This is a genomic window from Micromonospora sp. NBC_01796 (assembly GCF_035917455.1).
GTDB lineage: Bacteria > Actinomycetota > Actinomycetes > Mycobacteriales > Micromonosporaceae > Micromonospora_G.
This window is the reverse complement of sequence record NZ_CP109078.1, coordinates 90145-116725: the sequence shown is the minus strand read 5'-3', so window position 1 is coordinate 116725 and position 26581 is coordinate 90145. Positions and strand designations below refer to the sequence as shown.

The 26581-nt window shown below is 71.7% G+C and carries 22 protein-coding genes and 2 pseudogenes; 19 read left to right on the top strand and 5 right to left on the bottom strand.

Annotated elements, in window-relative coordinates; translation table 11 throughout:
• Window positions 1-24: 24 nt before the first annotated feature.
• Together OIE47_RS00505 and OIE47_RS00500 are read left to right on the top strand one after the other, a co-directional pair.
• Complete coding sequence (locus tag OIE47_RS00505; RefSeq protein WP_326559469.1) at window positions 25-726, top strand: ArsR/SmtB family transcription factor; 702 nt, start codon at window positions 25-27, stop codon at window positions 724-726.
• Window positions 723-2105, top strand: coding sequence for an MFS transporter (locus OIE47_RS00500; protein WP_326559468.1), 1383 nt, complete (start codon window positions 723-725; stop codon window positions 2103-2105). The genes OIE47_RS00505 and OIE47_RS00500 overlap by 4 nt, the downstream gene beginning before the upstream one ends.
• Here OIE47_RS00500 and OIE47_RS00495 read toward each other — a convergent pair.
• A complete protein-coding gene (locus OIE47_RS00495) occupies window positions 2030-2785 on the bottom strand; it encodes a GNAT family N-acetyltransferase (RefSeq protein WP_326559467.1) in 756 nt (251 codons plus the stop codon). The genes OIE47_RS00500 and OIE47_RS00495 overlap by 76 nt on opposite strands.
• A gap of 105 nt (window positions 2786-2890) precedes the next feature.
• Here OIE47_RS00495 and OIE47_RS00490 point away from each other — a divergent pair, with 105 nt between their 5' ends.
• The 10 genes from OIE47_RS00490 (at window position 2891) to OIE47_RS00445 (ending at window position 15821) form a co-directional block, all read left to right on the top strand.
• The gene (locus OIE47_RS00490; RefSeq protein ID WP_326559466.1) at window positions 2891-3097 is read left to right on the top strand and encodes a hypothetical protein; all 207 of its coding nucleotides are present in this window, start codon (window positions 2891-2893) and stop codon (window positions 3095-3097) included.
• Window positions 3098-3171: 74 nt separating this feature from the next.
• A complete protein-coding gene (locus tag OIE47_RS00485; RefSeq protein ID WP_442792034.1) occupies window positions 3172-4641 on the top strand; it encodes a replication-associated recombination protein A in 1470 nt (489 codons plus the stop codon).
• A 2105-nt stretch (window positions 4642-6746) separates the two neighbouring features.
• Window positions 6747-7580: a hypothetical protein gene (locus OIE47_RS37970; RefSeq protein ID WP_442792125.1), complete on the top strand. Its 834-nt coding sequence runs from the start codon at window positions 6747-6749 to the stop codon at window positions 7578-7580.
• A gap of 145 nt (window positions 7581-7725) precedes the next feature.
• Window positions 7726-8190 carry a DUF948 domain-containing protein gene (locus OIE47_RS00475; RefSeq protein ID WP_326559464.1) on the top strand — a complete coding sequence of 155 codons (465 nt, stop codon included), beginning with the start codon at window positions 7726-7728 and terminating at the stop codon, window positions 8188-8190.
• A gap of 42 nt (window positions 8191-8232) precedes the next feature.
• Complete coding sequence (locus OIE47_RS00470; RefSeq protein ID WP_326559463.1) at window positions 8233-8538, top strand: hypothetical protein; 306 nt, start codon at window positions 8233-8235, stop codon at window positions 8536-8538.
• Window positions 8535-11219, top strand: a complete 2685-nt coding sequence (alaS, locus tag OIE47_RS00465; protein WP_326559462.1) for an alanine--tRNA ligase — start codon at window positions 8535-8537, stop codon at window positions 11217-11219. Before OIE47_RS00470 ends, alaS begins: the two co-directional genes overlap by 4 nt.
• An 86-nt stretch (window positions 11220-11305) precedes the next feature.
• Window positions 11306-11767 carry a Holliday junction resolvase RuvX gene (gene ruvX, locus OIE47_RS00460; RefSeq protein ID WP_326562957.1) on the top strand — a complete coding sequence of 154 codons (462 nt, stop codon included), beginning with the start codon at window positions 11306-11308 and terminating at the stop codon, window positions 11765-11767.
• On the top strand, window positions 11764-12966 hold the full coding sequence (gene mltG, locus OIE47_RS00455) for an endolytic transglycosylase MltG (protein ID WP_326559461.1): 1203 nt from the start codon (window positions 11764-11766) through the stop codon (window positions 12964-12966). Before ruvX ends, mltG begins: the two co-directional genes overlap by 4 nt.
• Window positions 12967-13794: a shikimate dehydrogenase gene (locus OIE47_RS00450; protein WP_326559460.1), complete on the top strand. Its 828-nt coding sequence runs from the start codon at window positions 12967-12969 to the stop codon at window positions 13792-13794. It abuts the gene before it with no gap.
• Between the two features lie 215 nt (window positions 13795-14009).
• Window positions 14010-15821 carry a LamG domain-containing protein gene (locus OIE47_RS00445; protein ID WP_326562956.1) on the top strand — a complete coding sequence of 604 codons (1812 nt, stop codon included), beginning with the start codon at window positions 14010-14012 and terminating at the stop codon, window positions 15819-15821.
• 135 nt (window positions 15822-15956) lie between these two features.
• Here OIE47_RS00445 and OIE47_RS00440 read toward each other — a convergent pair whose 3' ends face one another.
• Window positions 15957-17228: an ISL3 family transposase gene (locus tag OIE47_RS00440; protein ID WP_326562955.1), complete on the bottom strand. Its 1272-nt coding sequence runs from the start codon at window positions 17226-17228 to the stop codon at window positions 15957-15959.
• Between the two features lie 334 nt (window positions 17229-17562).
• Between OIE47_RS00440 and aroC the strand changes: the two genes are divergently transcribed.
• The gene (aroC, locus tag OIE47_RS00435) at window positions 17563-18741 is read left to right on the top strand and encodes a chorismate synthase (protein WP_326562954.1); all 1179 of its coding nucleotides are present in this window, start codon (window positions 17563-17565) and stop codon (window positions 18739-18741) included.
• The gene (locus OIE47_RS00430) at window positions 18741-19244 is read left to right on the top strand and encodes a shikimate kinase (RefSeq protein ID WP_326559459.1); all 504 of its coding nucleotides are present in this window, start codon (window positions 18741-18743) and stop codon (window positions 19242-19244) included. The genes aroC and OIE47_RS00430 overlap by 1 nt, the downstream gene beginning before the upstream one ends.
• A 3-nt stretch (window positions 19245-19247) precedes the next feature.
• Here the strand turns inward: OIE47_RS00430 and OIE47_RS00425 are convergent, their stop codons facing one another.
• On the bottom strand, window positions 19248-19973 hold the full coding sequence (locus tag OIE47_RS00425) for an alpha/beta fold hydrolase (RefSeq protein ID WP_326559458.1): 726 nt from the start codon (window positions 19971-19973) through the stop codon (window positions 19248-19250).
• Between the two features lie 123 nt (window positions 19974-20096).
• On the opposite strand from OIE47_RS00425, the gene OIE47_RS00420 reads away from it, so the two are divergent.
• From OIE47_RS00420 to aroQ, 3 genes are all read left to right on the top strand, one after another.
• Window positions 20097-21089, top strand: a complete 993-nt coding sequence (locus tag OIE47_RS00420) for a helix-turn-helix transcriptional regulator (RefSeq protein WP_326559457.1) — start codon at window positions 20097-20099, stop codon at window positions 21087-21089.
• A gap of 76 nt (window positions 21090-21165) precedes the next feature.
• A complete protein-coding gene (aroB, locus tag OIE47_RS00415; RefSeq protein ID WP_326559456.1) occupies window positions 21166-22245 on the top strand; it encodes a 3-dehydroquinate synthase in 1080 nt (359 codons plus the stop codon).
• Entirely contained in the window at window positions 22242-22697 is a 456-nt protein-coding gene (gene aroQ / locus OIE47_RS00410) for a type II 3-dehydroquinate dehydratase (RefSeq protein ID WP_326559455.1), read from the top strand. The genes aroB and aroQ overlap by 4 nt, the downstream gene beginning before the upstream one ends.
• Window positions 22698-22979: 282 nt before the next feature.
• Here aroQ and OIE47_RS00405 read toward each other — a convergent pair.
• Window positions 22980-23594, bottom strand: a pseudogene (locus OIE47_RS00405) (glycosyltransferase family 87 protein); the annotation flags it as partial.
• 505 nt (window positions 23595-24099) lie between these two features.
• Window positions 24100-25320: pseudogene (gene mptB / locus OIE47_RS37965) on the bottom strand (polyprenol phosphomannose-dependent alpha 1,6 mannosyltransferase MptB); the annotation flags it as partial.
• Between the two features lie 231 nt (window positions 25321-25551).
• Between mptB and efp the strand changes: the two are divergent.
• Entirely contained in the window at window positions 25552-26109 is a 558-nt protein-coding gene (efp, locus tag OIE47_RS00395; protein WP_326559453.1) for an elongation factor P, read from the top strand.
• A 23-nt stretch (window positions 26110-26132) separates the two neighbouring features.
• Window positions 26133-26543, top strand: coding sequence for a transcription antitermination factor NusB (gene nusB / locus OIE47_RS00390; protein ID WP_326559452.1), 411 nt, complete (start codon window positions 26133-26135; stop codon window positions 26541-26543).
• The last annotated feature ends 38 nt before the right edge of the window (window positions 26544-26581 follow it).

Here is a 26581-nt window from a genome sequence, read left to right as displayed (position 1 = left end):
CTGTGCAGAAGTATTCTGCAAAACATGTCTGCATCCGAGGAAGCCGACGGGACCGTCGAAGCGGGCGGAACCGTCGAACCGGAGTCGAGTGTCCGGCTCGACGGTCGTCAGATCCGGGCCCTGGCCCACCCGGTGCGTTCCCGCCTGCTCGCCGCGCTGCGGTCGGACGGCCCGGCCACCGCGACCGGGCTGGCCAACGCGCTCGGCACCAACACCGGCAACACCAGCTACCACCTGCGCCAACTCGCCGAGGTGGGACTCGTCGCCGAGGACACGGGGCGCGGCACCGGCCGGGAGCGATGGTGGCGGTCCGTACACCGCAGCACCATCTGGTTCAGCAGCGACTTCGACGACGACCCCGACGCCCGGGCCGCCTCCGACTGGTTCGACGACCACCTGCTGCACAGCTACGTCGAACAGGCCCGCAACTGGAACGCGGCCAAGCGCAGCTATTCGGCCGCGTGGCGGTCCGTCGGCGGCTACCACGACTCGCTGCTCAGCCTGACCCCGGAACGGCTGGGCCAGCTCACCGAGGAACTGGGCGCGGTGATCAAGCGCTACATGGCCGACCCGTCACCAGCCGGCGACCAGACCGAACAGGTCCTGCTCTACCTGAACATGTTCCCCCGGGTCGACACCCCGCCCGGCGCGTCGTCCGACAGCCCGACCGCCATAGCGCCCGGCGGCCTGCCGATCGCCGAGCACGACGACGAGGAGAGGTCATGACAACGCTGACCCTGCGGCAGGCCCGAGGCCGCTACCTGGTCCTGCTCGGGCTGCGCTGGTTCCCGGTCGGCCTGTTGATCCCGGTCGGCACCCTGCTCATGCTGGAACGAGGGCTCAGCCTGCCGCAGGTCGGCCTGGTGACCGCGGCGCAGGGACTGGTCATCCTGGTGCTCGAACTGCCGACCGGCGGACTCGCCGACGCGATCGGCCGCAAACCGGTGCTGATCGCGGCCAGCCTGCTCAGTCTCGGGTCACTGACCCTGCTGACCTTCGCCGACTCGGTCGGACTGTTCCTGCTCGTCTTCGTGCTCCAGGGCATCTTCCGGGCGCTGGACAGCGGCCCGCTCGACTCCTGGTACGTCGACGCGGTCCTCGCCGTCGACCCCGACGCGGACCTGGAACGCGGGCTCGGTGGCGGCGGTGCCGTACTCGGAGTGGCGGTCGGGGCCGGGGCACTGCTCAGCGGTGGACTGGTGGCGCTCGGCCCGATCGCCGGAGTCAGCGCGCTGACCGTACCGGTGCTGGTCGCGTTCGTGTTCCAGGTGATCGCGCTGGTCGCCCTGGTCGTCCTCCTGCCGGAAGTACGTCAGGCGCGGGGCGTCGCCGCGCTGCGGGACTCGCTGCGCGGGGTGCCGACCGCGATCGGGGGCGCGTTCGGCCTGCTGCGCCGGTCCCGGATCCTGCTCGCCCTGGTCGCGGTCGAACTCTTCTGGGGCTTCGGCATGGTCACCTTCGAGACCCTGCTGCCCGTACGCCTGTCCGAGGTGATCGGTAACCCGGACGATGCGGCAGCCCTGCTCGGCCCCGCCAGCTCGGTGGCCTGGCTGGCCTCGGCCGCCGGTGCGGGTCTCGCCCCGGTGATCGCCCGCCGGATCGGGGTTGCCCCCACCGCCGCCCTGCTGCGGATCGTGCAGGGCGCGACCGTGGTCGGGATGGGACTCCTGGCCGGGCCGGTCGGCGTGATCGCCGCGTACCTCGCCTGTTACCTGGTGCACGGCGCGTCGAACCCGCTGCACCTGGGGCTGCTGCACCGGCAGGTCGACGGCCCGTACCGGACCAGCGTGATCTCGCTCAACTCGATGGTCTCGCAACCGGCCGGCGCGCTCGGCGGGGTGGTCCTGACCGCCGTGGCCGGGGCCACGTCGGTCACCATGGCCATGCTCGTCGGCGCGGTGGTCCTGGCCGTCGCCGCACCGCTCTACCTGCCGGCCTGGCGGGCCACCCGCAACGCACCCGTCGTCGTCCCGGAAGAGTCGGTGCCGGAAGAGCCGGTGCCGGGTGAGCCGGTGCCGGCGACCGTTCCTCAGGCCAGGACGGGGACCGGGGCCAACCCCACCGACGTACGCGGAATCGAGCCGGCGAACCCGAGCCGGTCGTAGAGCCGGATCGCGGGCAGGTTGTCCGTCAGTACGCCGAGGGTCACCTCCTCCGTCTCGTCCAGCAGGGTACGGGTCATCGCGGCGGTGAGCGCGGCACCGAATCCCCGACCACGGGAGTCCGTCGCGACCGCGATCCCGGCGAGGAAGCCGGTGCCGCCCCGACTCCGGTCGGCACCGGCGGCCACCAGCCGGTTGCCGTCGCGGATGCCGTACCAGTGGCGTACCCGAGGGTCGCCGGGGCGGGTGGTGCTGGTCGGGAACGCGGCGTCGACCAGGGCGTTGATCGCGTCGTGGTCGGCCCCGGTGAGGCGTACCACCCGCTCCTCCTCCGGTTGGACCGGTGGCGGGGTCACCGCCCAGCGGAAGTCCCACTCGTCGCGTTGGGTCACGGGCAGGTGTTCGGCCGGGATGTCGCCGTCCAGCCGGGGCAGGTGCAGCCAGCGCAGGTCGAGCGTGCCGGTGGCGCGGAGTTCACCGGCCAGCTCGGCTGCCCGGGTGGCGTCGCCGGTCGCCCAGCCGGTCGCCCCGTGCGGGCCGGTCCCGGCCCAGAACGTGGCGTCGTCGAGCAGGTATCCGGTCGGCTCGCCGCCGCCGTGGGTGTTGAGCCGGACGTACGGGTGGTCGCCGGCCGCGGCCAGGACGGCCGCACGCCCCCTGACCAGGGTCGCTCTGCTGATCATGGGGGAAACAATAGCGCCGACCGGGCTGGTTCCACGGTGGAGATTGACGGGAGCCGTGGCGGGGTACATCAGGGTCGACCCACCCCACCCCCTCGGAGGACCGATATGTTCGCCTACATCGCCGCCGGTGTTTTCGGCTTTGCGCTCCTGCTCGACCTGTTCGACTCCGACCTCGGCGCGCCGGACCTGTTCAACTGGAACACCCTGATCCTTATCGGTCTGCTCTGCCTCGCGCTCTACCTGGCCGGTGTCGGTCGCGCGCCCGGCGGTGGCGGCGGACGCTGGCGCGGACGGCGGCCCGGTCGGGGCTGACCGTCGACCGACGCGAACCGGCCCGGGATCGGCGCATTTCAAGCGTCCGGCACCGGGCCGGTAATGTCTTCGTGATGGAGCCCGACGGTCTGTTCTCCCTCACCGGTGCCGGTGGGGCGCGCTCCGCACCCCCGACATCGGGGGACGCCGATGGCTTCACCACGCCCGGAGCGGACGCCCCGCTGCCGGTCCGGATGCGTCCGGCGAGCCTGGACGAACTGATCGGTCAGGACCACCTGCTGGCACCGGGCGCACCGCTGCGCCAACTGGTGACCGGCACGACGCCGATGTCGGTGATCCTCTGGGGCCCGCCGGGCAGCGGCAAGACCACCATCGCCCACCTGGTCGCCGGGGCGACCGACCGGCGGTTCGTTGCCATGTCGGCGCTCTCCGCCGGAGTCAAGGACGTCCGGGCGGTGATCGAAACCGCCCGCCGGGAACGCCGGGCCGGCGGTCGACCGACCGTGCTCTTCATCGACGAGGTGCACCGGTTCAGCAAGACCCAGCAGGACTCCCTGCTCGCCGCGGTCGAGGACCGTACGGTCACGCTGCTGGCGGCGACCACGGAGAACCCGTACTTCTCGGTCATCTCGCCGTTGCTCTCGCGGTGCGTACTGCTCACCCTGCAACCGCTCGACGAGCAGGCGGTGCGCGGGTTGCTGCGCCGCGCGATGACCGACGAACGCGGGCTGGGCGGGGCGCTCACCCTCGCGCCCGACGCCGAGGACCATCTCGTACGCCTCGCCGGCGGCGACGTACGCAAGGCACTGACCGCGCTCGAAGCAGCCGCCGGCTCGGCCGCGGCCCTCGGTGGCACGGAGATCGATCTGGCCACCGCCGAGCAGGCGGTGGACGTGGCGGCGGTCCGCTACGACCGCGACGGCGACGCCCACTACGACGTCGTCAGCGCGTTCATCAAGAGCATGCGCGGCTCGGACGTCGACGCGGCCCTGCACTGGCTGGCCCGGATGCTGGTGGCCGGTGAGGACGCCCGGTTCATCGCCCGGCGGATCGTCATCTTCGCCAGCGAGGACATCGGCATGGCCGACCCGACCGCGCTGAGCGTCGCCACCGCCGCCGCCCACGCCGTCGAGTACGTCGGCCTGCCCGAGGTCCAGCTCAACCTGGCCCAGGCGGTGATCCACATGGCGACCGCGCCGAAGTCGAACGCGGTCACCACCGCGATCGGTGCCGCCACCGGTGACGTCCGGGCCGGACGCGGCGGTTCGGTGCCCCGGGCCCTGCGCGACGCCCACTACTCCGGTTCGCGGGGGCTCGGACACGGCACCGGCTACCGGTACCCGCACGACGACCAGCGGGGTGTGGTCACCCAGCAGTACGTACCCGACGACCTCGTCGGCACCGACTACTACCGGCCCACGGGACACGGTGGGGAGCGGGCGGTCGCCGCCCGGCTTCCCCTGTTGCGTGGCATCGTCCGGGGCACGCCCGCCCCGACACCGGCGTCGACCAGCACCGGCACCAGGCCGGATCGGGCGGCGGACGAAGACGGCAGCGCGCCTGCCGGGGAGGATCACCAGTGAAATCGCGCGGTTCCGACCTGCCCGAAGACGGCACCGAGGAGCAACGGGAACCTCGATCCCTGCGACGCCGCTGGGGACGGGGCAAGTCCGACACCCCCGCCGAGGAGCCGGAGGTCAGCGGAGAGGAACTCGGCTGGATCGCCGACCTCCGTACGGCCAAGCAGCAGCAGACCGAACTCGGCCCCGGTGGCGCCGAACCCGGACCGGGACGTGCTGCCCCGCCCGGTCGGGGACCGGCACCGGCCGACTTCGGTCCCGTCGGGCCGGGGCCCGGCGACCCGGAACCGGGCGCCCCCCCGGCCCCGGTACGCCGCGCCGCGGTTGTGCCCCCGGTCGGTCAACCCAGGCCCGCGCCCGAACCACCCCGGGGCGAACCGTCCCGTCCGGAGCCGCCGCGAGCCGAACACACTCTGACCGGCCCACCCGCCTCGGCCGAGCCCTGGCGTACGCAGGAGCAGGCCGATCCGGCCGGCCCGTCCCGGCACTCCCGGGGATTCGAACCCGACGGCCCCCAGGGTGCGGAGCGGCCGGGCCGCCGGGCGGCGTCCCCGGTCGAGCCCGACGGCTCCCGTGCCCCGGTGGATCGACCGGGGCGGCACGCCGGGGCAGCGGCGCCGGATCAGCGTGAGCCGCAGGCCAGGCACGGTGCGCCCGGGGTCGACCCGGTGCGGCGCCCGCCCGAGCCGCGGACCGACGAGATGCCTCCCGGACGGCGGCACGAGGACACCCCGCCCGGCCGGCGCAGTGCTGTCGCCACCCCGCCGGTGCCGGGTGGACCCGCCACGGCGCGGCCCGGATTCCCGTCCGGTGAGCCCACCGGCCGACCCGACCTGGCACCGCCGGACGGCAGGTACGGCCACCCCCGCGACGCCGACGACCCCCGCGCGCCGAGGGTTGGCGACCCGACCGATCCGCGCGGGGCGAGGCTTCCCGACCCGACCGATCCGCGCGGGGCGAGACTTCCCGAGCAGCCCGAGCCGCGGGCCCGGCGGCACGCCGATCCCACGGATCCGCGCGGTGCCCGGCTGGCCGATCCCACGGACCCGCGCGGGGCGAGGGCGGCCGATCCGGCTGACCCGCAGGTGCCCAGGACGGGTAACGCGCCCGCGCTGCCCCCGCCGGGTGGACCGGAGGAGACGACCGGTAGCCAGCGGGCGTCCCGCCCCTCGGACTGGGTCCGGCGGGCCACCCGTGGGGGCCGGTCCGCAGGCGCCGCGCCCGTTCCGGATGGCCCGGCCGGTGGTCCGGTCGCCCCGGACGGATTCGGCGCACCACCCGCCCCGTCACCGGGTCAGGGCCCCGGCCAACCGCCACCGCGCGGGCGGGGGCACGACGCCTGGGCTCCGGGTGCACGCCCGCCGGCCGAATCCGTACCGCCCGGTCGCGACGGCACGCGCGGCCCCGAACTGCGTCCCCGCCGGTCCGCCCCGGTCGACGGCCCGGCCAACCCCGACCGGGCGCAGCCCGGCCCCGGTTACCCGCCGGGCCGACCGCCGTCGGGCGCTCCGTCCGGTCAGGACCGGGCCCGGACCGACGGCACCGGCGAGAACCGCGGCGTCGGCCGTGCCATGCCCCCGGGACCGCCCGTCGGCCCCGGACCGCAGGGCGCGGTTCCGCCGCCGGGTAACCCCGGTGGTCCACGCGGCGCGGCCACGGTTCCGCCGCCCACCGAGCCGATGGACCGGCCCGGTGGCCGGGCCCCCGGCCCCCGGCAGGCACCTCCGGCCTTCCCACCGGCGACTGGCCCCGGCATGCCGCCACGGCCGTCCGGTCCCGGCCCGATGGCCCCCGGTGCCCCGATGGCTCCGGGCGGCCCCGTGCCGCCCTCGGGCCAGCCGGAGCGCGACGCCGGTGCCCCCGGAGTCGGGCGCGGCGCGGCGTCCGTACCGGTCGCCGGATCGGCGTCGGTGGCCGTCCCCGGCACCGCACCCCGACCCGGCGGACCCAACCCGATGGGTGGCCCCCACCAGGGCGGACCGAACCCGATGGGCGGACCGAACCCGATGGGCGGACCGAACCCGATGGGTGGGCCCCACCAGGGCGGGCCGAATCCGATGGGTGGGCCGAACCCGATGGGTGGGCCGCATCAGGGCGGACCGAATCCGATGGGTGGGCCAGGCCCGGTCGGTGCGGCCAAGCCGGTGGCCGTGGCCAAGGTGGCGGTTGCACCGGTCGGTGCGGCGAGTGTCCGGCCGGCGGCCGTACCCGGATCGGATCCGGCCGGTGCCGACCGCCCGTTCGACGATCCCACCGGGACCGGGGAGATCCGCGAACCCCGGTCCGAGATCCGCCGGCAGGCGCGGGAGAAGCGCCGGCTCAAGGTGGCCGCGCTGATCCTGGCCACGTTGCTGGTGCTCGGCGCGCTGCCGCTCTTCTTCGGCATCCGGGCCGCGACCCGCGATCCGGTCTTCAGCGCCCTGGACGAGTTGTCCGTACCGCAGTGGGCGGCGACCCAGGTCGAGGACGATGTCTACGGCAGCCGGTGGTGCCTGATCGAGTGCCGGTTCCGGGAGCGCACGGTGGAGTCCGCGCAGGGGGCGGAACCGACCGCGCAGGCGTACCAGCAGGCGTTGACCGAGGACGGCTGGAAGACGTGGCAGATCAAGCCCTGCCCGGAGCAGCCGGTCGAGGGGCACTACACCTGCTGGCGGCGCGACGAGCTGACCCTCGACCTGTGGGTCCGCCCACCGACCTGCGCCACCGAGCCGCTGGACGCCCGGCCGACGGTCGAGCCGACCGAGCCGGAGGGGGCACCGGCGTCACCCGGCGTCGAGCCGCCGCCGTGCGACGGAGCGGTGGTGTCGATCAAGGTACGGAACGCGATCGACGACGACCGGATCAAGCCGCAGCCGAGTACGGACCCGTCGCTCACCGGTGTGGATCCGGAACCGCTGTTCACCGACGATCCGCTCAGTGAACTGACCGCCCCACCGTCGTGAGCCGACTTTCGTCACGGACGGTAGGGTCTGCCTGTTGGTACGGAGTGCGGCGTTACGTGTCCGGTGCCGCTTTGCCCGCTGTTGGAGCGGTGCGCCCGGATGGCGTAGCCGCGCTTTCGAGACGGTTCGGTAGAGGAGAACACGGGTGAACCCTGGACAGATCGCCGCGCTCGTCGCGGCGGGGGCGTTCCTGATGCTGGTGCTCGTACTGGCCGTGCCCATTCTGCGGCTGCGGCACACGGTCGACGCCGCTACCCGGGCGATCAACGACCTGAACGACCGTACGGCGCCACTTCTGGGTAACGCGAACGCCACCATCGAGAACGTGAACGTCGCGCTCACACAGGTGCACACCTCGTTGGACGGGGTGAACATCCAGCTCGCCAAGATCGACACGATGACCGGTCACGCGCAGAACGTCACCGCCAACGTCGCCAACCTCGCCACCGTGGTCTCCGCCGCGGCGGCGAACCCCCTGGTGAAGGTGGCCGCCTTCGGCTACGGCGTACGCAAGGCGGCAGCCGCCCGCCGGCACGCCGACGAAGACCGCGAGGTACGGGCGACGATCAAGCAGCAGCGCCGGGCGGCCAAGCGCGGCGAGAACCGCTGACCTGGTGCCGGTGCCACCGGAGCGGGGAGAGAGGATAAGGCCATGAGGCGTTTGCTCTGGCTGGGCATCGGGCTCGCCGTCGGGGCGCTGGTCGTCCGCAAGGTGACCCGGACCGCCCAGTCGTACACACCGGGCGGCATCGCCACGTCGCTGTCGGCGTCCGCCGGTGGGGCGGTCGAGTCACTGCGTGGCTTCATCGACGACGTTCGGGCCGGTATGGCCGAGCGTGAGCAGGAGATCCACAACGCCTTCGCCGAGGGCGTGGCGTATGACGACCAATTCGCCGACCTGCGCGGGGACCCGCGGATCGGCGACCACGAGATTTTCCCGGAGGATGGCTCCCGATGAAAACGGCGGAGATCAAGCGGCGGTACCTGGCGCATTTCGAGGCGAATGGCCATGCCGTGGTGCCGTCCGCTCCGCTGCCCGCCATCAACGATCCGAACCTGTTGTTCGTGAACGCGGGCATGGTGCAGTTCGTGCCGTACTTCCTGGGGCAGCAGGCGGCGCCGTACCAGCGGGCGGTGTCGGTGCAGAAGTGCATCCGTACGCCGGACATCGACGAGGTCGGCAAGACCAGTCGGCACGGGACGTTCTTCCAGATGAACGGGAACTTCTCGTTCGGGGACTACTTCAAGTCGGGTGCGATCAGCCTGGCCTGGGACCTGATCACCAAGTCGCAGGCCGACGGCGGGTTCGGGCTGGATCCGGAGCGGATCTGGCCGACCGTCTACCTCGACGACGACGAGGCGTTCGAGCTGTGGCACAAGCAGGTCGGGGTGCCGGCGGAGCGGATCGTCCGGCGGGGCAAGAAGGACAACTTCTGGTCCATGGGCATTCCCGGCCCGTGCGGCCCGTGCTCGGAGATCTTCTACGACCGGGGGCCGGAGTTCGGCGCCGAGGGCGGCCCGGAGGTCGACGAGGACCGGTACATGGAGTTCTGGAACCTCGTTTTCATGCAGTTCGAGCGGGGTCCGGGCACCGGCAAGGAGGACTTCCCGATCCTGGGTGACCTGCCGGCGAAGAACATCGACACCGGCATGGGCCTGGAGCGGATGGCCTCGATCCTGCAGGGCGTGGACAACCTGTACGAGATCGACGAGGTGCGGCCGATCCTGGACAGGGCGGCGGAGCTGACCGGGAAGCGGTACGGCGCCCACTCGGGTCACGCGGCCAACCAGTCGCACCCGGACGACGTACGGCTGCGGGTGATCGCCGACCACGTGCGGACCGCGTTGATGCTGATCGGTGACGGGGTGACCCCGTCGAACGAGGGTCGCGGTTACGTGCTGCGCCGGATCATGCGCCGGGCGATCCGTTCGGTGCGGCTGCTCGGCTGGCAGGAGCGGGCCCTGCCCGAGCTGCTGCCGGTGGCCCGGGACTGCATGTCGCCGTCGTACCCCGAGCTGGCCAGCGACTTCGACCGGATCTCCCAGTACGCGTACGCGGAGGAGGACGCGTTCCTGTCCACCCTCCGGGCGGGCACCACGATCCTGGACACCGCGATCGCGGAGTCGAAGTCGGCGGGCAAGCCGGCGTTGACCGGTGAGCGGGCGTTCCAACTTCACGACACCTACGGCTTCCCGATCGACCTGACCCTGGAGATCGCCGCCGAGCAGGGGCTGACGGTCGACGAGGACGGCTTCCGGCGGCTGATGGCCGACCAGCGTTCCCGGGCCAAGGCCGACGCACAGGCGCGCAAGACCGGACACGTGGACCTGTCCGCGTACCGCGGGGTGCTGGACAACGGCGGACCGGTCACCTTCACCGGCTACTCCGAGGTCAGTCGCGAGTCCAAGGTCCGGGCCCTGCTCGCCGGGGCCGGCGTGCCGGTCGAGGTGGCGGGGGAGGGGGAGACGGTCGAGCTGGTGCTCGACACCACCCCGTTCTACGCCGAGGGCGGCGGCCAGCAGCCCGACCTGGGGTTGATCACGGTCGGCGGCGGTCAGGTCGAGGTCCTCGACGTGCAGCAGCCGGTCCCCGGCCTGATCGTGCACCGGGCCCGGGTGGTCCGGGGCGAGGTCCGTACGGGTGAGGCCGGTCTCGCCGAGATCGACGTGACCCGGCGCCGGGCGATCTCCCGGTCGCACACGGCGACCCACCTGGTGCACCAGACCATGCGGAACTTCCTCGGTGAGTCGGCGACCCAGGCGGGTTCGCTCAACGCCCCCGGCCGGCTCCGGTTCGACTTCAACACCCCGACGGGTGTCTCCCCGAGCGTGCTCGCAGACGTCGAGCAGCAGGTCAACGAGGTGCTCCTGTCCGACCTTGAGGTGCACGCCTTCATCACCTCGCAGGCCGAGGCCCGCCGGCTCGGGGCGATGGCCCTGTTCGGCGAGAAGTACGGCGAAGAGGTGCGGGTGGTCGAGGTCGGTGACTACGCCCGTGAACTCTGCGGTGGTACGCATGTGGCCCGTTCCGGTCAGCTCGGCCTGGTGAAGATCCTCAACGAGTCCTCGATCGGTGCCGGCGTACGCCGGGTCGAGGCACTGGTCGGCATCGACGCGTTCCGGTTCCTGGCCAAGGAGCACCTGCTGGTGTCCCGGCTGGCCGACCTCTACCGGGTGCCGAACGAGCAGGTAGCCGACCGGGTCGAGCAGACCGTGTCCCAGTTGCGGGACGCGGAGAAGGAGCTGGAGAAGCTCCGGGCGCAGATGGTGCTGGGCGGGGCGGCGGCGTTCGCGGCCGGTGCCCGTGACGTGCGCGGGGTCGCGTACGTCGGGGTCGAGGCGCCGGAGGGCGCGGCCGGCAACGACGTACGGACGCTGGCGCAGGAGATCCGAGGCAAGATCGACGCGGCTCGTCCCGCGGTGGTCGCGGTGGCGGCCCGTTCCGGTGGCAAGGCTTCGCTGGTGGTGGCGCTGAACGCCGCCGCCAAGGGACGCGGCCTGTCCGCGGGTGACCTGGTCAAGGCGGCCCTGTCCGGTCGGGGCGGCGGCAACGCCGACCTGGCCCAGGGCGGCGGCGTGCCGGCCGACCAGGCGCCGACCCTGCTCGGGACCGTGGAAAAGGCAATCGCCGAGGCGTGATGGATTGCTCGGAGGCAGATCGTCGTGGTCAGATCGTGAACCACGGCGGTCTGCTTTCCGTATGCAGCGAGGGGAGGGCAATCGGTATGGGGCATTTCTCGCCCGGTGTACGGCTCGGCGTCGACGTCGGAAAGGTACGGGTGGGCGTGGCGATCTGCGACCCGGACGCCATTCTGGCCACCCCGCTGGTCACCCTGGCCCGCGACCTCGCCACGGACGAGAAGGCGATTCCGACGGACATCTCGGAATTGGCGCACCTCGTCGAAGAGCATCGAACTGTCGAGGTGGTCGTCGGGCTACCGGTGAATCTCGCCGGGGTGCACGGCCCGGCGGCGATCCACACCAAGGCGTACGCCACCCGACTGGCCGAGGCGATTGCCCCCGTTCCGGTGACTCTCACGGACGAGAGGATGTCGACGGTCGTGGCTACCCGTAGGCTGTCCGAGCGAGGCGTTCGGGGAAAGCGTCAACGCGCTGTGGTCGATCAGGCGGCCGCAGTCGAGATCCTGCAGAGCTGGCTAGACGGGCAGCGGAGGCGGACCAGATGATCGACGACTTGGAGCTCGCGTTCGACGAGCGAACCGAGAAGGGACAACACCGGCGCGGTGGCGTACGCGACCGGAAGCGCAAGGGTCGTGGTGGCCGGGGCAAGACCGTGCTCGCCCTGGTGCTGCCCCTTGTCCTGCTCGCCGTACTCGGCGGTGGTGTCTGGTACGCCGGCGACCGGATCCAGGGACTGTTCGGCGCGCCCGACTACGAGGGCGCCGGCACCGGACAGGTCGTGATCGAGATCAAGGACGGCGATTTCCTCGCCGACATCGGCAACACCCTGGTCACCCAGGGCGTGGTCAAGAGCCCCAAGGCGTTTGTCGAGGCCGCGGAGAAGAACTCGGCTGCCACCGGCATCCAGCCGGGTTTCTACCAGGTACGCAAGCAGATGTCGGGTGAGTCCGCGCTGACCCTGCTGCTGGACCCGAAGACCAGGGTGACCAACAAGATCACCATTCGCGAGGGTCTGACCGCCAAGCAGGTCTACAAGCAGCTCGAGGAGACCACCAAGATCCCGGTGGCGGAGTTCGAGGCCGCGGCGAAGGACCCGCTCGCGCTCGGTGTGCCGGATTACTGGTTCACCCGCAGCGACGGCAAGAAGGTCACCCCGTCGATCGAGGGTTTCCTCTTCCCGGACACGTACGATCTGCCGCCGAACGCCACCGCCGAGGGCATCCTCAAGGAGATGGTGCAGGGATTCCTCACCGTCGTCGGGCAGATCAAGTTCACCGACGTGGTGCAGGAGAACCTCGGCGGGGTCACCCCGTACGAGGCGCTGATCGTGGCCTCGCTGGCGCAGGTCGAGGCGGGTAATCCCGACGACCTCGGCAAGGTCGCCCGGGTCGCGTACAACCGGCTGTTCAAGCCGAACTCCGAGGTGCCGTGCGAGTGCTTCGAGATGGACGTGACGGTCAACTACTGGTTCGACGTCCGGGGCCTGCCGACCAAGGCGTCGAAGGACATGACCACGAAAGAACTGGACGACCCGAAGAACCCGTACAACCGCAAGCTGAAGGGGTTCATCCCGACCCCGATCGACAACCCCGGCAAGCTGGCGTTGCAGGGGGCGATGGATCCGCCGAAGGGCGACTGGTACTTCTTCGTGGCGGTCGACAAGCAGGGGCACTCGGAGTTCGCCGAGACCAACGCCCAGCATCTGCGCAACCAGCAGAAAGCCCGAGAGAACGGCGTCCTCTGAGTGGTCGTGGCCCGACGCGCGGCGGTGCTGGGTAAGCCGATTTCGCATTCCCTCTCGCCCGTGATCCACAATGCGGGTTACCGCGCGGCCGGCCTGACCGGTTGGTCGTACAGCGCGATCGAGTGCGCCGAGGCCGAGCTACCGGATCTGGTGGCCGGCCTCGGCGCCGAGTGGGCCGGGCTGTCCCTGACCATGCCGCTGAAAGAGGTCGGGCTCGCGGTGGCCGGCGAGATCTCGCCGGTCGCCGCCGCCGTCGGTGCCGCCAACACCCTGGTACGTCGACCAGACGGCTCCTGGTACGCCGACAACACCGACGTCCGCGGCATGGTGGAGGTGCTCCGGGCGGCCGGGGTGCCGGCCGGCGCCACCGTGACCGTCCTCGGCGCGGGCGGCACCGCACGGGCGGCGCTGGCCGCGGCCGTCCAACTCCAGGCGGAGCGGGTGACCGTGGTGGCCCGGCGGTCGGCGGCGATCGATGAACTCCGGCCGGTGGCGCGCAAGCTCGGGATCTCGCTGGTCCCGGCGGACTGGACGGACGCACCCAAGCAGGCCATCGCGGACGTGGTGATCTCCACCGTGCCGAAGGGTGTCGCCGATCCACTCGCCGGACAGATCTCCTGGCTGCCGTCGACGGTGCTTTTCGACGCGCTCTACGACCCCTGGCCGACGCCGCTGGCCGCCGACGCCCGCGACGCGGGGTGCAGGATCGTCTCCGGACTCGACCTGCTGCTGGCCCAGGCGGTCGGCCAGTTCGAGCACTTCACCGGTGTGACCGCACCGGTCGCGGCGATGCGTACGGCATTGTTCTCCGCTCGCGCCTCGGCTTGACGCTCCGGCTGGTGGCCCGACGCTCCGGTTGCTGGTGACCGCTGACGTTCAGCGAGTGTCAAGGTTCCTGACCGTGAAAAGATCTTGACTCGCTGTAGGTGGCGTCTCTAGGGTTCGATGACTTTCTGAGACGTACACATTGGAGGTTCGTCTTGTCATCTGCCATGAGCTATGCCCGATCCGTCCGCGGCTTGGCACGGTCGACGTCGGTGCTGATGCTCGCCGCGGGACTGCTGGTCGCGACCGACTTCGCCGACCGGAGCCCCGCCGATGCGGCCCCGGTCGACCCCGGCGCGCCGCGGCTCGCGTTGCCCCTCCCGACGGTGTCGTCGGTCGAGTACCCGGCCGACGGTGTCGCCCACGGCGGCCCGGGAGTGTCGGGCCTGTTCACCCTCGCCTCCGGCGCCCCGAGCGCGGTGAAATACGTGTACGCCTGGGCCGGCGGCTTTCAGCCGGCGACCACGGTCAAGGTGACGGCGGGTGCCCCCCACACGGTGGCGCTGACCCCGCCCCGGTACGGCCTCAACACGCTGGAGGTGTACAGCCTGGACCGGGCGGACCGGCGCAGCCCGACCACCTCGTACGCCTTCCTGGTCGGCGCCCCGGCCGCGCCGGTGGCCCACTGGCCGCTCGACACCATCGACGGTCACTATCTGAGGAACCAGTTCGGGGGCGCGCACCTGACGCTCACGCAACCCGATGTCGGGTGGGCCCCGGATACCTGGATCGTCGGCGAGCAGACCGCGCGGTTCGACGGCGACGGCACCGGTCCCCGTGGTGTCGCCACGGCCACCGGAACCGGCCTGGACACGTCGGGTTCGTTCAGCGTCGCCGCCTGGGTCAGGCAACCCTCGGCGGGCGGTTGCCCGGAGGGCAACCGGACCGCGGTGTCGGTCGACGGGGCGCACGTCAGCGGATTCATGCTGAGCTACAACTGCGAGGCGGGAAAGTGGCGTATACGAATCCCGGCGCAGGACGGGGCCGAGCCTAAGTTCCTCACCGCCTGGGCGGCGGTGACCCCGCCCGCCGACAAGTGGACGCACCTCGTCGGGGTGTGGGACGAAGGCGAGGGCAGGGCCAGCCTGTGGGTGAACGGCGTACTCGACAGCACCTCGACGGTTACGCCCTCCGCCACCTGGTTGTCGAACCGGGGCGGGGGTTGGGCGGCCGGCGGGCCGGTGGCCATCGGTCGTGGCCGGGCCGATGATGCCGACCGGGGTTTCTACAGCGGCGAGATCCGCGGAGTCCGGCTGTGGAACCGGGTGGTGACCCACGACGACCTCTGGGGTACGCCGTCGGATCCCGGTGCGGGTACGCAGGCCACCGCAGGGATCCTCGCGCCGACCCAGGTGGCCACCTGGGACTTCAACGGCGAATTCGGGTCGGGCTGCGGTGACGCGACGAGCAACAGTTACTGGTCGCAGCGGCTGAGGCCGCACGGCTGCACCAATCCGTACTCGCCGGAGCAGACGAGCGGTTACACGGAGGCCGGGCACGACGGCAACGAGGCGTTGTGGTTCAACGAGCCGCAGCCCGAGGGGTACGGCTCCGTCGGCGACGGTCATGCCGCCACCTCCCAGGCGGTGCTGGTTGGCGACCAGTCCCTCACCGTGTCGACCTGGGCCCGAATCGCCGCGATCACCGCCCAGGAGCAGGTTCTGGTGCAACAGGGCGGCACCGACGGGTCGGTGGAGCTGTCGGCCGGGCCGGATGGCCGGTGGTCGTTCGGGATCAACTCGCCGGGCGGTTCGTGGTCGCTCGCCACCTCGGACGTACCGGCGACGACGAACGACTGGGTGCACCTGACCGGCGTGTTCGACGCCGCCACCGGTTCGGTTCGCCTCTACGTCGACGGCGTACTGCAGACGGCCAGCGGCGCCGGCGCCACCGGTACGCCCAGCTCCCCGCTCTACCTCGGTGCGGCCGGACCGACCGGGGGCTACTTCAGTGGCGCGGTCGACCAGGTGAAGCTCTACGCCGGGGCGTTGTCCGATGCCGAGGTTTTCGACCTGTACGACAACTCGTAGCCGCAGTGGGGCCCGCCTACCGGCTCGACCGGATAGGCGGGCCCACCCCGGTGTCGTTGGGTCTGTTCCCGTTGGCGGTCGTCGGCTTGTTGTAAGGCCGTACATCAAAGATGGCTCTTGTGACTGGTCCGTGGGTTATCTGGCGGGGAGATTGGGTCGGTGGCCGCCGAGGGTGAGCATGGCCAGGGCGATGACGGCGTCGGCGGAGTGGAATCCGTAGGCCCTGCGGATGATGAGTCGGATCTTGGTGTTGGTGGACTCCACGATGGCGTTGGACAGGCGGTGTTCGATCGAGGCGATGATCGCGTGACGGTGACGGACGATCCGTTGCTGGAGTTTCACGAAGCCCGGGATTCGGCATCGGCGGGCCCAGCTGATCCACCTGTCCAGGGCCTCGACGGCTTCGGCCGGGCTGCGTCTGGCGATCGCGAACACGGTCCGTAGGCCCTCTTTCAGGGCCCAGGCCCGGTGCAACACGGGGTCGGTCCTGGCGATCCAGGCCAGTTGCTCGCGTTGACGTTCGCTGAGGTTCTCGGGGTTCTTCCACAACGCCCACCGGGCGTTGTTCAGCAGCTTCGCCGTCCCGCGTGATCTCCGGTTGTGGCTGATACCCCGCGCCGCCCCACGGGCCGCGTTCCACGACTGACGCCGCTGGACGTCAAGGGCCTCGGTCGCCCACGCCACCACATGGTAGGGATCAGCACAACGCACCGCCTGCGGGCAGTAAGCGGTGATGACGTCACTCATCCAACGAGCCCCGTCGCAGGACACGTGACTGATCTCCGCGCACCGCCGTTCGCCGAGAAGGTCGAAGAACCGGCCCAGGGTGGTCTGGTTCGCCCCGTTGGCCACCCAAACCAGCCGACCCGAGTCATGATCCACCACCACGAGCAGATACTTACGGCCCTTCCGGTAGGAAATCTCATCGATCCCCACCCGACGCAACCCCGCCAGCAAATCGTTCCCGGCCTCAACATCCGCCCAGACCCTGGCCACCACGGCACCAACCGTCCGCCACGCGACCCGCATCAACTCCGTCACCGCACTCTTCGCACACACCGTGGCAAGCCACGCCACCGTCTGATCGAAACCACGGGTATGTCCGGCACCATGCCGCGCCCACGGCACCGCGGCCACCACCACCCCATGAGTGACACAACGGACCCGAGGCGCGTCAGCCTCGACGAACATCCGGACCGTTCCCCAATCCAACGCCCGCCACCGACGACGCCCCTCACCCCGGTCATAACCAGGACACCGCCGCCCGCAGACCCCACACCGACGCCGCTGACCACGCCCCGGCCGCACCGACGCCACCACCACACCCGCATCCTCATCGAACTCGACACCCTCGACCACCGTCTTCTCGACGCCGAGCAATCGAGCCCATAACCTGGCATTACGCACGCCGTTCTCCCGCCACTGAAAGTTCTGACCTTCGACAAGCCAGAACCTAGGCAGGACAACGGCGTGCCCCACAACGACGCGCCCAACCACCCACGGAAGCGTCACAAGAGCCTCAAAGATGGTGTGGGTACATCTTCTTTGATGTACGGGGTTGATGCGTTACCCGGCCCGAAACGGCGGACACGTAGCGGTCACCCGTCCGTACGCCGGGACAGGGGGTGGGGTTCAGCCGGAGCGGGTCCGGCGCGTGCCAGACTGGGCAACTGGCATCCGCAAGCTGGTCGCGGAACGCCAGGACCGTCCGGCACGGATGAAGAAGGAAAGGTTCGCTGCCTTGTTGCGCTGGTTGACCGCGGGTGAGTCGCACGGCCCCGCCCTCGTCGCGCTCCTCGAAGGGGTGCCCGCCGGGATCGAGGTGACCAGCGAGCAGATCATCGCCGAGCTGGCCCGTCGCCGGCTCGGCTACGGCCGGGGCGCGCGGATGGCGTTCGAGCGGGACGAGATCGAGATCATCGGTGGGGTACGGCACGGGGTCACCCTGGGCAGCCCGGTTGCCGTACGGATCGGGAACTCCGAGTGGCCCAAGTGGCAGACCGTCATGTCGGCCGACCCGGTCGACCCGGACGAGCTGGCCAGCCAGGCACGAAACGCCCCACTGACCCGCCCCCGCCCCGGCCACGCCGATCTTGCCGGCATGCAGAAGTACGGTCACACCGACGCCCGCCCGATCCTGGAGCGGGCCAGCGCGCGGGAGACCGCCGCCCGGGTCGCCGTCGGCACCGTCGCGAAGGCGCTGGTCCGGCAGGGGCTCGGCATCGAGATCGTCTCGCACGTGGTCGAGCTGGGCTCGGTCGCGGCCAAGCCCGGTCTCCAGCCCCGTCCCGAGGACGCCGAGCGGATCGACGCCGACCCGCTGCGCTGCCTGGACCCGGAGGCGAGCACCCGGATGGTGGCCGAGGTCGACGCCGCCAAGAAGGACGCGGACACGCTCGGCGGCATCGTGGAGGTCCTCGCCTACAACGTGCCGCCGGGGCTGGGTAGTCACGTGCAGTGGGACCGCAAGCTCGACGCCCGGCTCGCGACCGCGCTGATGTCGATCCAGGCGATCAAGGGCGTGGAGATCGGCGACGCCTGGCTCCAGGCCCGCTCGCGCGGGTCGGTCGCGCACGACGAGATCGTGCCGACCGCGACCGGGGTGCGCCGGGTCACCGACCGGGCCGGCGGCCTGGAGGGCGGCATGACCACCGGAGAACCCCTTCGGGTACGCGCCGCGATGAAGCCGATCTCGTCGCTGAACCGGGCCCTGGCCACGGTCGACGTGACCACCGGTGAACCGGCGACCGCGATCAACCAGCGTTCCGACGTCTGCGCGGTCCCCGCCGCCGCCGTGGTCGCCGAGGCGATGGTGGCGTTGGTGCTGGCCGAGGCGGCGACGGAGAAGTTCGGCGGCGACTCGATCGCCGAGATCCAACGGAACCTCGGCGGCTACCTGGACCACCTGGTGATCCGCTGATGGCCCCGATCTGCGTCCTGGTCGGCGCCCCAGGATCCGGAAAGTCCAGCACCGGTCAGGTCCTCGCCACCGCGCTCGGTGTCGGCTTCCGGGACACCGACGGCGACATCGAGGCGACCGCGGGCAAGCCGATCCCCGAGATCTTCGTCGACGAGGGCGAGGAGCATTTCCGTACGCTCGAACGAGACGCGGTGCTGGCCGCGCTGGGTGAGTTCGACGGGGTGCTCGCCCTCGGCGGCGGCGCGATCCTGGCCGAGTCGACCCGCGCGGCGCTGGCCGGGCGCACCGTGGTCTACCTGTCGGTGGAGCTGACCGACGCGATCCGGCGGGTCGGGCTCGGCGCGGGTCGACCGCTGCTCGCGATCAACCCGCGCGCCACCCTCAAGTACCTGCTCGACCAGCGGCGACCGCTCTACCAGGAGGTCGCCGCGCACACCGTGATCACCGACGGGCGTACGCCGGAGCAGGTGGCCGACGAGATCCTGCACCTACTCAAGTCGTAACTGCTACGCGGAGGCGATCGAGTCGAGCAGGTCGGCCAGGCGTTTCGGCTCGCTGAGCATCGGCCAGTGGCCGGTCGGCAACCCGTGGATGTCCGCCCCGGCCAGCTCGGCGAACATCGGCACCCCCTGGTCGATCATCGAGCGGACCACGTCCACCGGGAAGGTGCAGGCCACCAGCGTGGTCGGCACCGCCCGACCTCCCGTACGCCGGACCGGGTCGGTGGCGGTGCGCAGTGGTTGCGGGGTGGCCCGCTCCCGCAGCAGCGCCAACGCCGGCTCGTCCAGTCCGGCCAGGTTCTCCGGGTCGGCCGTCGGGTCCCAGGCCGGCGGCGGTAGCTGACCGTCCCGGACCAGGCCGCGGGTGCGTTCCTGTTCCTCGGGCGGGTTGGTGTCGAACTGGGAGACGCCGTCGGGCAGCGGGGCGCTGTCGACGTAGACCACCCGGGCGATCCGGTCCGGGATCCGGTCGGCGGCCTGGGTGACCGGCAGGCCGCCGCCGGAGTGTCCGACCAGCACCACGTCCCGCAGGTCCGCCGCCTCGATCAGCCCGACGATGTCGGCGGTGTGGGTCTCCAGGTCCACCTCGGGACCGATCAGGTGGGCGCGGTCCGCGAGCCCGGTCAGGGTCACCGGGTGGACCTCGTGCCCGTCCGCCCGCAGCGCGGCGGTCACGTCCTGCCACGCCCACGCGCCCAACCAGAATCCCGGAACCAGTACGAACGTGCTCATCCCCGTGTCTCCCATCGCTCGATGTCGTCCGCGTTGCTCGATGTCGTCCGCGTTGCTTTGTGCCGTCCGGTAGAGCGTACGATCGAATCCGGGCAGGATCGGTCCGGTATTGGAGGGTGGTCTGTGTCACATCCCGCAGCTCGGGTGTTGGGCCTGCTCGAACTGCTCCAGAGCCAGCACCGGCTCACCGGGGCGGAACTCAGCGCCCGGCTCGGGGTCGACGAGCGAACCGTCCGCCGGTACGCCCGCACCCTGGAGGAACTCGGCATCCCGGTGACCGCACAACGGGGGCGGTACGGCGGCTACCGGCTCCTGCCCGGTTACAAGCTGCCGCCGCTGATGCTCACCGACGACGAGGCCGTGGCGGTGGTACTCGGGCTGGTCGCGGCGGAACAGCTCGGCCTCGGCACCGAGGCACCGGCGACCGCCGTCGCCCTGGGCAAGATCAGTCGGGTGCTGCCGGAGGCGCTGGCCGACCGGCTCACCGCCGTACGGCAGACGCTCGGCTTCACCACCCGGCGGCGTACGGAGACGGCCGGTCCGGCGGCGAGCGTGCTGCTCACCCTCGGGGCGGCGACCCGGTCCCGCCGCCGGGTCAGCCTGACCTACCGCTCGTGGCGGGGCGAGGACTCCCGTCGCGACCTGGACCCGTACGGCCTGGTCTTCCACGCCGGCCGCTGGTACGTCACCGGCCACGACCACCGGCGTGGTGAGATCCGCACCTTCCGCCTCGACCGGATCGCCGCCGTCGAACCGTCGGCGCCGGACCCGGCCGACGGGGGAGCGGGGCAGTTCACCGTGCCGGACGGGTTCGACCCCGCCGGACACGTGGCCCGGTCGCTGGCCGGGGTGCCGTACGCCTGGTCGGTCGAGGTGCTGCTGGAAACCGACCTGACCGAGGCCCGCCGCCGGATCCCGCCCAGCGTGGCCGAGCTGATCGAGGCGCCGGACGGGGTCCTGGTACGCGCCCGAGCGGAGAACCTGGACGGGATGGCCCAACTGCTCGCCGGCCTCGGCTGGCCGTTCACCATCCGCAAGCCGGACGAGCTGCGTACCGCGCTGGCCGAACACGCCACCCGGCTCGCCGCCCTCGCGGCCCGCCATCCGGACACCTGAGCAGCCGCCCGCCATCCGGACACCTGGGCGACCGGTTGCGCGGCACCCTGACGGGGGCGCACTAGGCTCGGCCCCGATGGACGAGTTGACGAAGATCTCGATCGGCGGCGAGCAGACGTACGACGTCCTCGTCGGCCGGGACCTGCTCGACAGCCTGCCGGCGCTGCTGCCCGGCGCGGACCGGGTCGCCGTGCTCTACGCACCACCGCTCAAGGCGTTGGCCGACGCGCTCGCCGAGCAGGTACGCGCCGACGGGCGTACGCCGCTGCTGGTCGAGGTGCCGGACGCGGAGGCGGGCAAGAACATCGACATCGCCGCCCGGTGCTGGGACCGGCTCGGGGCGGCGGGCTTCACCCGTACCGATGCGGTTGTCGGGGTCGGCGGCGGTGCGGTCACCGACCTGGCCGGCTTCGTGGCCGCCTGCTGGCTGCGCGGGGTCCGCTGGGTGGCGGTGCCGACCTCGCTGCTCGGCATGGTCGACGCGGCCGTCGGCGGCAAGACCGGGATCAACACCGGGGCGGGCAAGAACCTCGTCGGTGCCTTCCACCCGCCGGTCGGAGTGCTCTGCGACCTGGCGACCCTGGACACCCTGCCCCCGGTCGACCTGGTCGCCGGGCTGGCCGAGGTGGTCAAGTGCGGTTTCATCGCCGACCCGGTCATCCTCGACCTGGTCGAGGCCGACCCGGTCGCCGCCACCCGGGCCGGAGCGCCAGTGGTACGGGAGCTGATCGAGCGGGCCATCCAGGTCAAGGCCGACGTCGTCTCCGGCGACCTGCGCGAGTCCGGGGTACGCGAGGTCCTCAACTACGGGCACACCCTGGCGCACGCGATCGAGAAGGCAGAGGGGTACCGCTGGCGGCACGGACACGCCGTGTCGGTCGGCCTGGTCTACGCCGCCAACCTGGCCCGGCTCGCCGGCCGACTCGACCCGGTCACCGCCGACCGGCACCGCAGCGTGCTCGAACTGCTCGACCTGCCCACCGGTTACCGGGCGGACGCCTGGCCGGACCTGCTGGCCACGATGCGGGTGGACAAGAAGGCGCGCGGCGCCCGGCTGCGTTTTGTCGTACTCGACGGGCTGGCCCGGCCGGCGATCCTCGAGGGGCCGGACGAGGAACTGCTGCGCGCCGCGTACGACGAGGCGGTGGCCCGGTGACGAAGGTGTACGTCCTCAACGGTCCCAACCTCGGCCGACTCGGCACCCGCCAGGTCGACGTGTACGGGCTGACCAGCTACGCCGGGCTGGTCGACCTCTGCGAGCGCACCGGTCGGGAACTCGGCCTCGACGTCGAGGTACGGCAGACCGACGCCGAACACGAACTGCTCGGGTGGCTGCACGCCGCCGCCGACGAGCAGGCCGCGGTGGTGCTCAACCCGGCCGCCTGGTCACATTATTCGTACGCGGTCCGGGACGCCTGCGCCATGCTCCGCGGGCCGCTGGTCGAGGTGCACATCTCCAACATCCACACGCGGGAGGAGTTCCGGCACCACTCGGTCGTCTCCGCGGTCGCCACCGGTGTGATCGCCGGACTCGGCGTGGACGGCTACCGGCTGGCGCTGATCCACCTCGCCGACCGGCTGGCCGCCGATCGGCAGGCACAGCAGTAGGGCCAGGCTGATCCAGACGTAGGCGTTGGCCCCGACCAACCCGTCCGGCCCGCTGGCGTCGTCCCACCAGAGCCAGACCACGCTGCTGCACAGCAGGACGTACGCCACGGCGGTGGCGGTGCCGAGCCGTCGCCTGCGCCCGCCCGGTCCGGCGCTCAGTGCCGCGTTGCCGAGGACGGCGAGCGCGGGCAGCAGCCAGACCAGGTGGTGGACCCAGGTGATCGGGCTGACCAGGCAGCCGACGATCCCGGTGAGGGCGAAGCCGGCGAGCTGGTCGTCGGCGCGGGCGGCCCGGCGTACCCGGACCGCCCAGACCACGAGCACGGCCAGGACCACGGCCAGCCAGACGCCCTTGCCCAGGTGCGGGTCGAGCCGGGTCAGCAGGCCCCGCAGCGACTGGTTCGACACGTAGCCCAGGTCGCCCACCCGGTCGGTGTCCCACAGGGCGTGGGTCCAGAACACGTAGGACGGGTGCGGGGCGATCACGGCGGCGAGGATGGTCGCACTCGCGGCGGTACCGGCGGCGACGACGGCGGCCCGCCACCGTCCCACCAGCACCAGGTAGACGATGAAGACCGCCGGGGTCAGTTTGATCGCCGAGGCGAGACCGATGCCGATCCCGGCGAACCGGTGCCGGCCGGTCCGGATCAGCATCAGGTCGGTCAGCACCAGCACCAGCAGCAGCAGGTTGACCTGTCCGAAACTGACCGTGTCCCGGACCGGTTCGTAGACCGCCACCGCACACCCGGTCAGCGCGTACGCGTACCAGCGGGGCCAGTCGTGCCGACGGGCGACCGGGTCGAGCAGCCAGTGGATCACCAGTCCGGCGGCGGCCACGTTGACCACGATGCTGGTGACGATCGCCGCCGGCCAGCCGACCAGGGCCAGCGGGCTCATCACCAGGGCGGCGAACGGTGGGTAGGTGAAGCCGTACCGGGTGCCGGGGCGCAGGTAGTCGTAGAGCTGCCCGCCGTCGCGCAGCCAGTGGGTGACCGCGCCCTGGTAGACGCCGACGTCGAAGAAGCCCCGGTGGACCGGGACGGTGGCCAGGAACACCGCGCAGCCCGCCACCAGCGTGCCGATCAGCAGGATCCGGTCGCGGGTACGGCGGGGGGCCCGAAGTCGGCTCATCGTGCTCCTCCGGAGGGGGACGGATCCGGTGCGGCCATCCGCTGCGCGGGCACGCGCGCGGGCAGGTGCGGGTGCGGCTCGGGCAGGCGGTCCGCGTCGCCTCGACCGGGCGTCGGCAGCGAACCATCCGCACGGTGGCCGCGAGGAGCCGGAGCCGCCCCCGGTGGTGCAGCGCGAGCAACAGCAGTACGGCCAGCCCGCCGCCGAGGGCCACCTGGGCCAGCTCGACCAGCCCCGGTGCGTACCCGTCCGGCAGGACGACCAGAGCCAGTACGGCACAGGCGAGCGCGGCCCACCGGCGCAGCCGCCGGTCGGCCGTGGCGGCGGCGATCGGCACCAGCCCCCAGAGCAGGTACCAGGGCCGGATGGCGGGGCCGAACAGGACCAGCGCGCCGAGGGCGAGGCCGAGGGCGTACACCGGGCCGAGTTCGTCGCGGCGCAGCCAGAGCAGCAGCCCGGCGCCGAGTGCCACGGCCAGCCCGGCCCACCGCCAGAACGAGACCGCGTGCGGGGCCACGTCCGCGCCGATCAGCTCCAGCAGGGCCCGGGTGGCCCGGCCCAGGGCACTGCTCACCGACCAGTTCGCGGCCGAGACCGGGGTGTCCAGGGCGGTGATCCAGCCGTACCCGGTGCCGGCCACGGCGGTGACCGCCACCGTGGTCCCGACCGCCACCACGGCGGTGCCGAGCAGTGCCCGGACGGTCCGCCACCGCCCGGCGAGCTGCCCGGCCCAGAGCGGTGCGACGAACACCAGCGCGACCAGGGCGGGCGCCTTCACCAGGGCGGCCAGGGTCAGCAGCGCGGTGCCGAGCGCCGGCCGGTGGGCCACCGCCGAGGCCAGCCCGGCGCAGAGCAGCCCCACCATCAGAGCGTCGTTGTGCGCACCGCCGACCAGGTGGATCAGGACCAGCGGGTTGAGCACGCCGAGCCAGAGCGCCGCCGCCGGGTCGACCCCGCAGCGTCGGGCCAGGCCGGGCAGGACCGTGGCGAGCAGGACCACCCCGAGCACGGCGATCATCCGCAGGCCGAGGACGCCGAGGACCACCTGGGTGCCGGTCACCGCCGCCACCGCCGTGGCCAGGACCAGGAAAACCGGGCCGTACGGGGTGGTGGTGTGCTGCCAGATCGCCGGCACCTCGGCGGCGAGGGGACCACCGAGGGTGGCCGGACCGTGCCCGTAGACGTCCAGCCCGGCGCCGACCATCGCCCCCTGGGCCAGGTAGCTGTAGACGTCGCGGCTGAAGATCGGCGGCGCGATCGCCAGTGGTGCCGCCCAGAGCGCCAGGGTGACGATCAGGGCCGCCGGGCGGGGCGGACGCTCGCCGTGGACGAGGCGTCCCAGCCACCACCAGGCGGCGACGAGCAGGCCCAGCCCGAACGTGGCGCAGACCAGGCCGAGGCCCGGATGCCGGCGCAGTTCGCCCAGGACGGGGAAGGGGTCGCGGATCGGCAGCGCACCGGCTCCGGCGGCGCCGAGGGCCAGCAGGACCACCCCGGCCACTCCCAGGGCGCGGCAGCGGGCGAGCACGGAGAGTCGGGTGACCGGGTTCGGCACCCGTGCACGCTGTCAGCGACGGATGTCCCGGACCCGACCGCGAGTTGTCCGGTGTGTGACCGACACGCGTCCGGTCTCGATCAACCGCTCGTACCCGTGCCAGCGCGGGAGGCGTCCCGGCAAGTAGACTCGTTAGGTCTGTCCGCCAATTGAAGATCAAGGCAGGAAATGGCCACCACCAACGACCTCAAAAACGGTCTGGTCCTCAACCTCGACGACCAACTCTGGGCTGTCGTGGAGTTCCAGCACGTCAAACCCGGCAAGGGTGGTGCGTTCGTGCGCACCACATTGAAGAACGTGCTGTCCGGCAAGGTCGTCGACAAGACGTTCAACGCGGGCACCAAGGTCGAAACGGCCACCGTCGACAAGCGGACCATGCAGTACCTCTACGCCGACGGCGAAGACTTCGTGTTCATGGACCTGGAGACCTACGACCAGATCCAGGTGCCCGGCGCCACCGTCGGCGAGGCGGCGAACTACCTGCTGCCCGAGGCCGAGGCGATCGTCGCCACCCACGAGGCGGTCCCGCTCTACATCGAGCTGCCGACCAGCGTGATCCTCGAGGTCACGTACACCGAGCCGGGTCTGCAGGGTGACCGTTCGACCGGTGGCAACAAGCCGGCGACGGTGGAGACCGGTGCGACCGTACAGGTGCCGCTGTTCATCACCACCGGTGAGAAGATCAAGGTCGACACCCGCGACGGCCGTTACCTCGGCCGCGGCTGATGGCCGAGGGCCCCAAGCAACAAATGCCCGCGCGTCGCAAGGCGCGCAAGCGGGCACTGGATGTCCTCTACGAGGCCGACCAACGGGATCTGCCCCCGGTCGAGGTACTGGCCGGTTACCTCCGGCGGCTGACCCCGCCGCCGCCGGAGCACATGGAGTACGCGATTGGCCTGGTCGAGGGTGTGGCCGGGCAACTGGACCGGATCGACGAGCTGATCGCGAGCTACGCCGAGGGCTGGACGCTGGACCGGATGCCGGTCGTGGACCGCAACCTGGCCCGGATCGCGGTCTACGAGCTGCTCTACGTCGACGAGATCGACGACGCGGTGGCGATCAGCGAGGCGGTCGAGCTGGCCAAGCAGATGTCGACCGACGACTCGCCGCGCTTCCTGAACGGGATCCTCGGCCGGATCGCCGAGTACGCCACCCGCTGACCGGGCCCCGGCCCGGCCCGTGCACGCCGCAGGGCACC

What these genes read in the sequence shown, in the direction of transcription:
- OIE47_RS00505 (WP_326559469.1), top strand. Translation starts at nt 25, where the DNA reads ATGTCTGCATCCGAGGAAGCCGACGGGACCGTCGAAGCGGGCGGAACC.
- OIE47_RS00500 (WP_326559468.1), top strand. Translation starts at nt 723, where the DNA reads ATGACAACGCTGACCCTGCGGCAGGCCCGAGGCCGCTACCTGGTCCTG.
- OIE47_RS00495 (WP_326559467.1), bottom strand. Translation starts at nt 2,785, where the DNA reads ATGATCAGCAGAGCGACCCTGGTCAGGGGGCGTGCGGCCGTCCTGGCC.
- OIE47_RS00490 (WP_326559466.1), top strand. Translation starts at nt 2,891, where the DNA reads ATGTTCGCCTACATCGCCGCCGGTGTTTTCGGCTTTGCGCTCCTGCTC.
- OIE47_RS00485 (WP_442792034.1), top strand. Translation starts at nt 3,172, where the DNA reads ATGGAGCCCGACGGTCTGTTCTCCCTCACCGGTGCCGGTGGGGCGCGC.
- OIE47_RS37970 (WP_442792125.1), top strand. Translation starts at nt 6,747, where the DNA reads ATGGGTGGGCCAGGCCCGGTCGGTGCGGCCAAGCCGGTGGCCGTGGCC.
- OIE47_RS00470 (WP_326559463.1), top strand. Translation starts at nt 8,233, where the DNA reads ATGAGGCGTTTGCTCTGGCTGGGCATCGGGCTCGCCGTCGGGGCGCTG.
- alaS (WP_326559462.1), top strand. Translation starts at nt 8,535, where the DNA reads ATGAAAACGGCGGAGATCAAGCGGCGGTACCTGGCGCATTTCGAGGCG.
- ruvX (WP_326562957.1), top strand. Translation starts at nt 11,306, where the DNA reads ATGGGGCATTTCTCGCCCGGTGTACGGCTCGGCGTCGACGTCGGAAAG.
- mltG (WP_326559461.1), top strand. Translation starts at nt 11,764, where the DNA reads ATGATCGACGACTTGGAGCTCGCGTTCGACGAGCGAACCGAGAAGGGA.
- OIE47_RS00445 (WP_326562956.1), top strand. Translation starts at nt 14,010, where the DNA reads ATGCTCGCCGCGGGACTGCTGGTCGCGACCGACTTCGCCGACCGGAGC.
- OIE47_RS00430 (WP_326559459.1), top strand. Translation starts at nt 18,741, where the DNA reads ATGGCCCCGATCTGCGTCCTGGTCGGCGCCCCAGGATCCGGAAAGTCC.
- OIE47_RS00425 (WP_326559458.1), bottom strand. Translation starts at nt 19,973, where the DNA reads ATGAGCACGTTCGTACTGGTTCCGGGATTCTGGTTGGGCGCGTGGGCG.
- aroB (WP_326559456.1), top strand. Translation starts at nt 21,166, where the DNA reads ATGGACGAGTTGACGAAGATCTCGATCGGCGGCGAGCAGACGTACGAC.
- efp (WP_326559453.1), top strand. Translation starts at nt 25,552, where the DNA reads ATGGCCACCACCAACGACCTCAAAAACGGTCTGGTCCTCAACCTCGAC.
- nusB (WP_326559452.1), top strand. Translation starts at nt 26,133, where the DNA reads ATGCCCGCGCGTCGCAAGGCGCGCAAGCGGGCACTGGATGTCCTCTAC.